The sequence below is a fragment of the Corallococcus llansteffanensis genome (genome assembly GCF_003612055.1).
Taxonomy (GTDB): Bacteria; Myxococcota; Myxococcia; order Myxococcales; family Myxococcaceae; genus Corallococcus; species Corallococcus llansteffanensis.
Genome location: NZ_RAWB01000442.1, coordinates 1 through 8,373, shown reverse-complemented (window position 1 = coordinate 8,373; position 8,373 = coordinate 1). Strand labels below are relative to the sequence as shown.

The window sequence follows — 8,373 nt, the reverse complement described above, 5'->3', positions numbered from 1 at the left end:
CGGGTGGGGTGAGCAGCTTGTGGAAGCCCCCCACCGGAGGTGTGCCCATGGCCCAGGCCCACGAAACCGAAACCGAGAAGCAAGCGCGGCACCAGCGTCGCCACGACGCCCACCTGCGCGCGACCTATGCCGCGTTCCTCCGCCACCTGACGGAGGTGAGCGGCCTGCCCGCGGGCCTCGCCGAGTGCGCCGCCGTGTCGGTGCTGGGCGCCCTGGAGCGCCGCATCCTGCCGGAGGGCGCGCGCAACCTGGAGGCCCAGCTCCCGCGACTGCTGGTGGCCTTCCTCCCGCCCCCGGAAGAGCGCCCGGCCCGGCTCCAGCGCTTCGGCCGGCACGAGCTGGTGGAGTCCGTGGCGGAGGACCTGGAGATGCCCGTGGAGCGCGCGGAGCTGGTGGTGCGCGCGGTGCTGCGCGCGTTCCAGGATCAGATCACCGAGGGCGAGGCGGACAAGGTCGCCAGCAACCTGCCCGCGGACCTGCAGGCCCTCTGGCGCCTCACGCAGTAGGCGCCAGGGGCGGTCTCACTCGCGGCCCGGGCCCCGGCTACTCCGCGGGCCCGGTGCCCGCGCCATCCCCGGAGGGGAACACGGGCGTGCCGCCGGGGAAGCTGGGGTCGTGCGGGAGGCTGCCGCGCGGGCTGCGCAGGTAGACGAACGGCGTGGCGAACAGGAAGTTGCTCACGCGCGACGTGTAGATGTCCGCGTAGCGCTCCACCTGCCGCGCCAGGTGGCTCTTGTCGTTGCCGGCGCGGGTGAGCAGGCCCCAGTGGGGGTTGGACATCTCGCTGGCGGCGCGGGCCATGGGGCCAATCTCGGCGTCCAGGGCCTCCAGCTCCGTGCGCAGCTCGGTGAGGCGCGCGACGAGCTCCGCCTCCGCCTTGTCGGTGCGCGGCCCGTAGTGGTAGCGGCGCCGCTGCAACTCCAGCCGCACCTGGCAGCTCTCGTCCTCCAGGCGCTCCTTGTGGAGCATGCGCTCGCCGATGCGCAGCTCGGTGGCGCGGAAGCTGGCGATGGCGCGCACCTCGTCCTCCAGCTCGCGCAGGATGAGCGCGGTGCGCCAGCGCAGCACGTTCTTGGTGACGTGCACGTCGCCGAACATGTGGTCGCCCACGTAGAGGATCTCATCGCCGGACAGGCCCAGGTGCCGCTCCAGCTCCAGCGCGCTGCCGGCGAAGTAGGGCTTGTTGCGGTTGAGGGGCCCCGAGTGCGGACGCAGGAGCGCCTCGCCACCCACCTCCACGACCTCGAAGAGGGTGGAGCGGGTGGTGAAGAACTCCGGCTTGCGCGCGCTGACGATGACGACGTCGAAGAGCTGGCGCCAGGTCATGCCCTCGGGCAGGTGCTTGTCGAAGGCGAAGTGCATCATGGGCTCGGTGTAGGCCCACTCGCTGTTGGTGATGAGCAGCAGCTTCTTGCCGGCGTTCTTCTGATCCAGCAGCGCGAGCGGCGTCTCCGGATCATCGATGACGTAGCGCTCCGGGTCCGCGATGATCTCCGCCTTGAGGGCCCCCTGCATGTGCGTGGCATCCAGGTTCTTGCGCACGTGCTCGTAGAGGTCCACGTAGCCCATGGGGCCGGGGAGCTGGCCTGCGTCCAGGCGGTCCACGAGCTGCGCGTAGATGCAGGCCTCGGAGAGGGAGAAGAGCGTGTTGAGGAACACCCAGCGGCGGTCCGCCAGGTCCACGATGGTGCGGGCGTAGGCCTCGCGCTGCGCGTCGAACTCCATGGGCTTGCTGCCGTGGAGGGCCTTCTTCACGAAGCCGAAGCGGTTGGCCTTGAGCAGGTTGCCCTTGGCGGTGTCGATGATGAGGCCGCGGATGGCGAGCATCGGGTCGAACGTCAGGTCGGCGACGGGCCACCCCTGCTCGACCAGCCGGTCGCGGATGTACTCGTAGGCGCGGCGCTCCCACGCCTCCACGCGGTAGTGGATGAGCGTGTAGTCCATGTCGTAGCCCACGGCCTTGATGGCACGCATGTTGAGGGTGCGGTTGCAGAACAGGCCACGCTCAGGCGGGGGACCGGGGAGATGAGGACGCATGGGAGGCAGGCTTGCCAAGCCCCGCGGGCAAAGTCGAGCGGCCCGTGCATTCCCGTCGGTTTACGGGCAGGACGTGGGTCGTCCAGGTGTCGGAAGGATGGGATACGGATGACAGACGCGCGCCCTCGGGGACCGGGAGCGCGCGACCGGAGGGCAGTCGCATGGTGGGAATGACGCGAAGGTGGAGCGGAGTGGCGGCGGCGCTGGTGCTGCTGATGGCGGGCGTGGCGGTCGCGGAGGAGTGGGACACGGTGGCGACGGAGCCCTACGTGGTGAAGGTGCGGGCGCGTCCGGGCAGCAAGGCCAAGGACGTGTGGGCGGAAGGGGAGATGAAGGCGAGCGCGGCGCAGGCGCAGGCGGCGCTGGAGGACGCGGAGTCCTACCGGCTGTGGATGCCGTACGTGAAGGAGTCGCGGGTGGTGAAGCAGACGGAGGACGGCGGGCGGCTGACGTACACGCGGTTGGATCTGCCGGTGGTGTCCTCGCGCGACTACATCTCGCACGTGGTGACGGAGTCGAAGGTCGCGCCGGACGGGACGGGCGTGTACGTGCAGCGCTGGAAGGCGGAGCCGGACGCGTTCCCGGCACGCCGCGACGTGGTGCGCCTGCGGACGAACGAGGGCAGCTGGAAGGTGGAGCCGAAGGGGGAGGGGAAGTCCTGGGTCGTGTACAAGTTCACGGTGGATCCCGCGGGCTCCATCCCGGGGTTCCTGGCCAACGTGGGCCAGAAGGACGCGGTGTTGGACACGCTGCGCGCGGTGGAGAAGCGCGCGAAGTCGATCACCGTCACGCCCCCGGCGAAGTAGGCGCTGGGGGGGATGGACGCGGGCGGGCTGGGTGTTCCCTCCGGACGCCATGGCTGACAACTCCAAGATTGAGTGGACGGACGCGACGTGGAACCCGGTGCGCGGCTGCGTGAAGCTGAGCCCGGGGTGCAAGCACTGCTACGCGGAGACGTTCGCGGAGCGGTTCCGGGGCGTGCCGGGGCATCCGTACACGCAGGGCTTCGACCTGAAGTTGATTCCGGGGAAGCTCGCCGAGCCGCTGCGCTGGAAGGCATCCAAGCGCGTGTTCGTGAACTCGATGAGCGACCTGTTCCTGGACGGGGTGCCAGAGGCGTACATCGAGACAGTGGCGCGGGTGATGGCGCTGGCGGACTGGCACACGTTCCAGGTGCTGACGAAGCGCTCAGAGCGGATGCAGCGGTTGCTGTCCACGCGGCTCGCGTTCGCGGCGAGGCTGCCAAACGTGTGGTGGGGCGTGAGCGTGGAGGACCGGCGCTACGGACTGCCGCGCGTGCAACACCTGCGGGCGGCGCCAGCGCGGACGCGGTTCCTGTCGGTGGAGCCGCTGCTGGAGGACCTGGGCCAGGTGGACTTCACGGGCGTGGACGGCGTGATTGTCGGCGGGGAGAGCGGCGCGAAGGCGAGGCCGTTGGATCCAGCGTGGGTGCGTTCAGTGCGCGAGCAGTGTGATGCCGCGGGCGTGGCCTTCTTCTTCAAGCAGTGGGGCGGCGTGCGCAAGGCGACGACGGGGCGGGTGCTGGACGGGCGCACGTATGACGCGCTCCCGCGAAGCACGGTGGCACCTGTACCGGACGAAGCCCGGCGCCTGCGCCTGCTGGAGGAGGCCGAAGCGCTGGCGGCTCCGTGGCTGACGCCCCCGGCCCTGGCGATGGGGGCGTGAAGCCAGGGGTTCATCGCGCCGCGCCGCGCCGGCCCTTCTTCAGGTAGTCGATGAGAGCCTTCAGCTTCGGCGGGAGGTGCGTCCGGCTCGGGTAGTAGAGGAAGAAGCCCGGGAGGGTGGGGCAGTGCGGTTCCAGCACGTGCACGAGCTGCTTCTCCGCCACCAGCTTCCGCACGCGGTTCTCCGGGACGAAGCTGAGCCCCAGCCCGGACACCGCGGCGTCCACCATGAAGTCCACGTCGTCCAGGCACACGCGCCCTTCGACCGCGACCTCGATCCGCCTTCCCTTGTCCAGCAGCTCCCAGCGGTGGACGCTCCCATTCGTTCGACTGCGGTAGTTGATGCAGTCATGCTCGCGCAGGTCACGCGGGTGTCTGGGCTTGCCGCGTGTCGCGAAGTACGACGGTGAGCCCACCACGGCCATGGCGATGTCGTCGCTCACCTGCACGGCGATCATCTCGCGCTCCATGAGCTCGCCAATGCGGAGGCCCGCGTCGAAGCCCTGCTTGACGATGTCGATGAGCGCGTCGTCCACCTGGATGTCCATCTGGATGTCCGGATGGGCCGCGAGGAACCCCGCGAGGCGGGGCGCGAGCGCCTCCTGGTAGCCGTAGCGCGGCACGGTCAGGCGCAGGGTGCCCGCGGGTCGGTCGCGCAGCTCGCCCAGCGACTCGAACGCTTCGTGCACGCCCTTCATCGCGGGCTGGAGCCGCGAGAGGAAGTGCGCGCCCGCCTCGGTGAGCCCGACGCTGCGCGTGGTGCGCTGGAGGAGCCGCACGCCGACGCGCTCCTCGAGGGCCCGGAGGGATTGGCTCACCGCCGAGGGGGTGACCCCCAGTTGCGTCGCCGCGACGGTGAAGCTCCGTTTCTCCGCCACCGCGAGCAGCGCTGTGATGCCTGAGAGGTCGTCACGCATTCTTTAGCGTAGCTACAAAGCGCATGCAGATACGACGCATTTCGGCGCGGAGTGCCCGACCGTAGCTTGTGGGTCATGGAGGCAGTCATGAACGCACAGGGCAGGGTCTGGTTCGTCACGGGTTCGTCGTCGGGGTTCGGTCGCAGCATCGTGGAGGAGGCGCTCGCGCGGGGGGAGCGCGTCGTCGCGACGGCAAGGGATCCCCGGTCCCTGGAGGACCTGGTGGCACGCGCCCCCGACCGCGTCCTCGCGGTCCGGCTGGATGTCACGAAGGCTGACGAGGTCCGGAGCGCTGTCGCGGCGGCGACGGAGCGCTTCGGCGGCATCGACGTGCTGGTGAACAACGCGGGCTACACCCTGCTCGGCGCCGTGGAGGAGACGAGCGACGAGGAGCTGCGGGCCGCGTTCGAGCCGCTGTTCTTCGGCGCGGTGGCGGTGACGCGGGCCGTGCTCCCGCACATGCGCGAGCGTCGCTCGGGCACCATCGTGCAGCTCACGAGCGTGGCGGGCATCACCACGCACCCGGGCACGGGCGCGTACAGCGCGGCGAAACATGCGCTGGAGGCGCTGTCCGAGTCGCTGGCGAAGGAGGTCGGGCCGCTCGGTGTGAAGGTGCTGATCGTCGAGCCGGGCATGTTCCGCACGAAGCTGCTCGGCGCGTCGTACCGGGCGCTGCCGGCGATGGCGGAGTACGCCCCGACGGTCGGACTGACGCGCACGTTCGCGACGCAGTCGAATGGCACGCAGCCCGGCGACCCTGACAAGGCCGCGCGCGCCATCGTGGATGCGGTCCTGGCGGGAGTGCCGACGTTGCGCCTCCCGCTGGGGCTGGACGCACCCGACGCGATCCGCGAGAAGTTCGCGCAGGTGCTGGCGGACGTGGAGCGCACGGAGCAGATCGCGCGCGGCACCGCGTTCTGAGCGGAGGCGAAGGCGCGCGCCGCGCGCAAACCTGACACAGGGCTGTCAGTGCCAGGGGTGATGGTCGTGTCCATCTTCGATGGGCACAACCGTCGAGCACCGAGGAGGTCGAACGTGAAGAGTCCCGCGGAGGTGGTGAAGGCGTACTTCGATGCGTGGAGTACGAAGGATGAGGCGATGTTGCGGAGCACGCTCGCGCCCGACGTGAGCTTCGTCGGCGCGCTCGGCACGGCGGACGGTGCGGATGCCTGCGTGAAGGGGCTCGTCAACGGCATGTGGAAGGTGTCGCCCCAGGTGACGGTGGTGCACCGTTTCGTGGACGGCGACGAGGTGCTGACCTGGTTCGAGATCCACCCCTCCGAGCGGGCGCCGGTGCCGGTGGCGAACTGGAGCCACGTCGAGAACGGCCGCATCACCCGCATCCGTGTCACCTTCGACCCCCGCCCCCTCCTGGAGAAGCGCTGACGGGGAACCCGAAGATTTTTTGCATGACTCTCCGGCTCACGGGCTCTCTTGATTTGGGGGAGGGCAATTTGGAGGCCTTTCGCAAGGCGCCCACCCGCCAGAACCGGCATGGGTTTCGGGTCTGACTGGCCAGGTCCCACTCGGGGGAGCTGGGGCCTGCCAGTCAGACCCGAGATATCGAAGCGGCTTACCCCGAGCTAGGCGGGCGGAAATCGCACCCCGGGCAGGACGAGGAGTCGTCTGCCCTCCGCGTCCTGGAGCTCCAACGTGTAGACGCCGCGGGCGTTCGTCACCGTCGCCGCTGCCTCCACGATGATCCGTGTCTTTTCATATTCCGGCGTCGGATCAACCTGAAGCACCTGCACGACCGTCAGGGCTTGAAGACCCGGAGCGCTCAGGGTTGCCCGAAAGGGCCTGCCCGACAGCGACGCCCCTTCGGAGAATTCGATGAGCAGCGCAACGCGCTGAACGGAGCGGAAGCTCCCGATGTGAAGAATCCCTGCTTCACTCGCAGGAGCTGGCGGGTCAGGAACCTGGAGCCTCAGGGTCTTGATTCCCCTTCGATCCAGCAGTCCTTCGGACAGCAGCGTGGAGATGCCCACGAGGGGCTGACACGTCTGGGGTGGTTCGGGAGCCACGGCATCTGCGGTCGCAAGAAGCGGAAGGAGGAACAGGAGCATGGGCCTTCCGACTAATCGTCGTAGCGAAGCACGCTCCGAATGGTAATTTCGTTGGAGAGGATCGCCGTGTCTTCATCGCCGCCCTTGAGGCGAGGGAGTCCTGTCAGACCGTCCTCCACCGTTACGAGCTCAATACAGACGGGATGGGTCTCGCCGGTCTTCTTGTGCCGCAGTTGGGTGAAGCGCCCGTAGACCCGCTGGGCGCCGACATAGACCGTTCCCGTCAGCTTGGTACCAGCACTCACACGCCCCCAACTCTGAGAGGTGTACGCGGTGGCCCGTCCCTCCCGAACAGTCACATTCTTGTTTGCGAACTTGTGGTCGAACTCGGCGTCCCACATGACCTCGGCGATGCCCAGCTTCTCCATGGCTTCAATCGCCGCCGCCGGGCAGTCCTCGGAGGGTGGCTGCGGACGATCCACCAGGGGCGCACCGGTGGCGCAGGCCAATCCCATACACGCGGCGAGCGCGGCGGGCTTGAGTGAACGGCCTGACTTCGGGGACGGAGCGGGCGGCTTGGGAGTCACGGCGGCGTGTACCTCGGGAGGCGGGGGAGCGACTGGAACACTTTGCGGGCGCTCCGGCTCGATCGCCAATTTATGACCCGTGGAGGTGGAGGCCATGTCCTGGACCCTGGGGGTTGTATGGGCCAGGACCCTCCAGGTCCCAGCTCCCGCCAACACCAGCCCCAGGCACGCCGTCAGACCCAGCATGTGGATCCGACTCGAGGCGTGCGGCGCGGGCGGTGCCATGGGTTCCGTCACCGACGCGGGATAGGGCTGTGACGGCCACGCGGGGCGCCGGATGCGGTCGGAGGCCTCTTCGAAGAGCCGCGCCTCGAACGCGTCACCGTCGGAGAGCAGGGCCTCCATCAGCTCCGCATGCGCCTGAACGCCTGTGCGAGGCCGCTGCTCCGGCGCCTTCTTCAGGAGCCGCAGGATGGCCCGGGCGAACGGCTCCGGGACCTGCGGATTGATGGCCCGGGGTGACGGCGGCGGCCGCGTGGTGATGACGACGGTGAGCAGGTCCGGCGCCAGCTCGGGGGAGAATGGAGGGTGTCCGGTGGCCGCGCGGTACAGGCACACACCCAGCGCGTAGAGGTCATCCGACTCCGTGTACGGATACCGCAGCTCCGGTTGCCGCCAGTGGAGCTGCTGGAAGCGGATGGCCTCCGGGCTGCGCAGGTGCAGCGTGCCCGGGGGCAGGGTGGTGGTGGTCAGCGTCGTGGACCCCATCTGGTCCCCGGCGCCGAAGTCGATGAGCACCGGCACGTGGCCCGGCTCACGGATGAGGATGTGCTCCGGCTTGAGGTCCCGGTGCAGCACGCCCCGCGCATGCAACACGTCGAGCGTCATCGCCACCGACCCCCCCACCATCGCGAGCTGCCGGAACGTGGGGTTGAACGTCTCCGCCCAGGTGTGGAGCGCCATGCCTTCGATGAAGTCCATGACGAAGTAGGGCAGCCCGTCGACAGGGTCGGGCCAGCGCCCGGTGGCGTGGACGCGGACGACGTGGGGATGCCACGCCCGGTCCAGCAGCAGCGCCATCTCCCGCAGCGCCCGCGCCGGGTCCGGGTGCAGGGAGAGCTTGAGCGCGAAGCTCCGGCCCGGCGCATCCAGCGGCTCCACCCGATAGACGGCGCCGTACCCGCCGACCCCCAACGTCCCC

At 69.3% G+C, this 8,373-nt stretch carries 9 protein-coding genes; 5 read left to right on the top strand and 4 right to left on the bottom strand.

Features of this window, described 5'->3' with window-relative positions; translation table 11 throughout:
• A partial coding sequence (locus tag D7V93_RS31250; RefSeq protein ID WP_208723214.1) for a DUF2267 domain-containing protein occupies positions 1-506 on the top strand: 506 nt, incomplete at its 5' end.
• Between the two features lie 37 nt (positions 507-543).
• Here the strand turns inward: D7V93_RS31250 and D7V93_RS31245 are convergent.
• The gene (locus tag D7V93_RS31245; RefSeq protein ID WP_120646862.1) at positions 544-2,037 is read right to left on the bottom strand and encodes an HAD-IG family 5'-nucleotidase; all 1,494 of its coding nucleotides are present in this window, start codon (positions 2,035-2,037) and stop codon (positions 544-546) included.
• A 161-nt stretch (positions 2,038-2,198) separates the two neighbouring features.
• Between D7V93_RS31245 and D7V93_RS31240 the strand changes: the two genes are divergently transcribed.
• On the top strand, positions 2,199-2,843 hold the full coding sequence (locus D7V93_RS31240; RefSeq protein ID WP_120646861.1) for an START domain-containing protein: 645 nt from the start codon (positions 2,199-2,201) through the stop codon (positions 2,841-2,843).
• A 49-nt stretch (positions 2,844-2,892) separates the two neighbouring features.
• Positions 2,893-3,723: a DUF5131 family protein gene (locus D7V93_RS31235; RefSeq protein ID WP_120646864.1), complete on the top strand. Its 831-nt coding sequence runs from the start codon at positions 2,893-2,895 to the stop codon at positions 3,721-3,723.
• 10 nt (positions 3,724-3,733) lie between these two features.
• Here the strand turns inward: D7V93_RS31235 and D7V93_RS31230 are convergent, their stop codons facing one another.
• Positions 3,734-4,639: a LysR family transcriptional regulator gene (locus D7V93_RS31230; protein ID WP_120646860.1), complete on the bottom strand. Its 906-nt coding sequence runs from the start codon at positions 4,637-4,639 to the stop codon at positions 3,734-3,736.
• An 87-nt stretch (positions 4,640-4,726) separates the two neighbouring features.
• Between D7V93_RS31230 and D7V93_RS31225 the strand changes: the two genes are divergently transcribed.
• Both D7V93_RS31225 and D7V93_RS31220 read left to right on the top strand, forming a co-directional pair.
• Positions 4,727-5,560 (top strand): oxidoreductase, encoded by an 834-nt coding sequence (locus D7V93_RS31225; protein WP_120646859.1) that lies wholly within the window; start codon positions 4,727-4,729, stop codon positions 5,558-5,560.
• Between the two features lie 114 nt (positions 5,561-5,674).
• The gene (locus tag D7V93_RS31220; protein WP_208723213.1) at positions 5,675-6,025 is read left to right on the top strand and encodes a nuclear transport factor 2 family protein; all 351 of its coding nucleotides are present in this window, start codon (positions 5,675-5,677) and stop codon (positions 6,023-6,025) included.
• A 197-nt stretch (positions 6,026-6,222) separates the two neighbouring features.
• Here the strand turns inward: D7V93_RS31220 and D7V93_RS31215 are convergent, their stop codons facing one another.
• Positions 6,223-6,705: a DUF2381 family protein gene (locus D7V93_RS31215; protein ID WP_120646857.1), complete on the bottom strand. Its 483-nt coding sequence runs from the start codon at positions 6,703-6,705 to the stop codon at positions 6,223-6,225.
• 11 nt (positions 6,706-6,716) lie between these two features.
• Positions 6,717-8,373 (bottom strand): serine/threonine protein kinase (locus tag D7V93_RS31210; protein ID WP_147451428.1); only part of this gene is annotated, 1,657 nt, incomplete at its 5' end.

What these genes read in the sequence shown, in the direction of transcription:
- D7V93_RS31240 (WP_120646861.1), top strand. Translation starts at nt 2,199, where the DNA reads ATGGTGGGAATGACGCGAAGGTGGAGCGGAGTGGCGGCGGCGCTGGTG.
- D7V93_RS31215 (WP_120646857.1), bottom strand. Translation starts at nt 6,705, where the DNA reads ATGCTCCTGTTCCTCCTTCCGCTTCTTGCGACCGCAGATGCCGTGGCT.
- D7V93_RS31230 (WP_120646860.1), bottom strand. Translation starts at nt 4,639, where the DNA reads ATGCGTGACGACCTCTCAGGCATCACAGCGCTGCTCGCGGTGGCGGAG.
- D7V93_RS31225 (WP_120646859.1), top strand. Translation starts at nt 4,727, where the DNA reads ATGAACGCACAGGGCAGGGTCTGGTTCGTCACGGGTTCGTCGTCGGGG.
- D7V93_RS31245 (WP_120646862.1), bottom strand. Translation starts at nt 2,037, where the DNA reads ATGCGTCCTCATCTCCCCGGTCCCCCGCCTGAGCGTGGCCTGTTCTGC.
- D7V93_RS31235 (WP_120646864.1), top strand. Translation starts at nt 2,893, where the DNA reads ATGGCTGACAACTCCAAGATTGAGTGGACGGACGCGACGTGGAACCCG.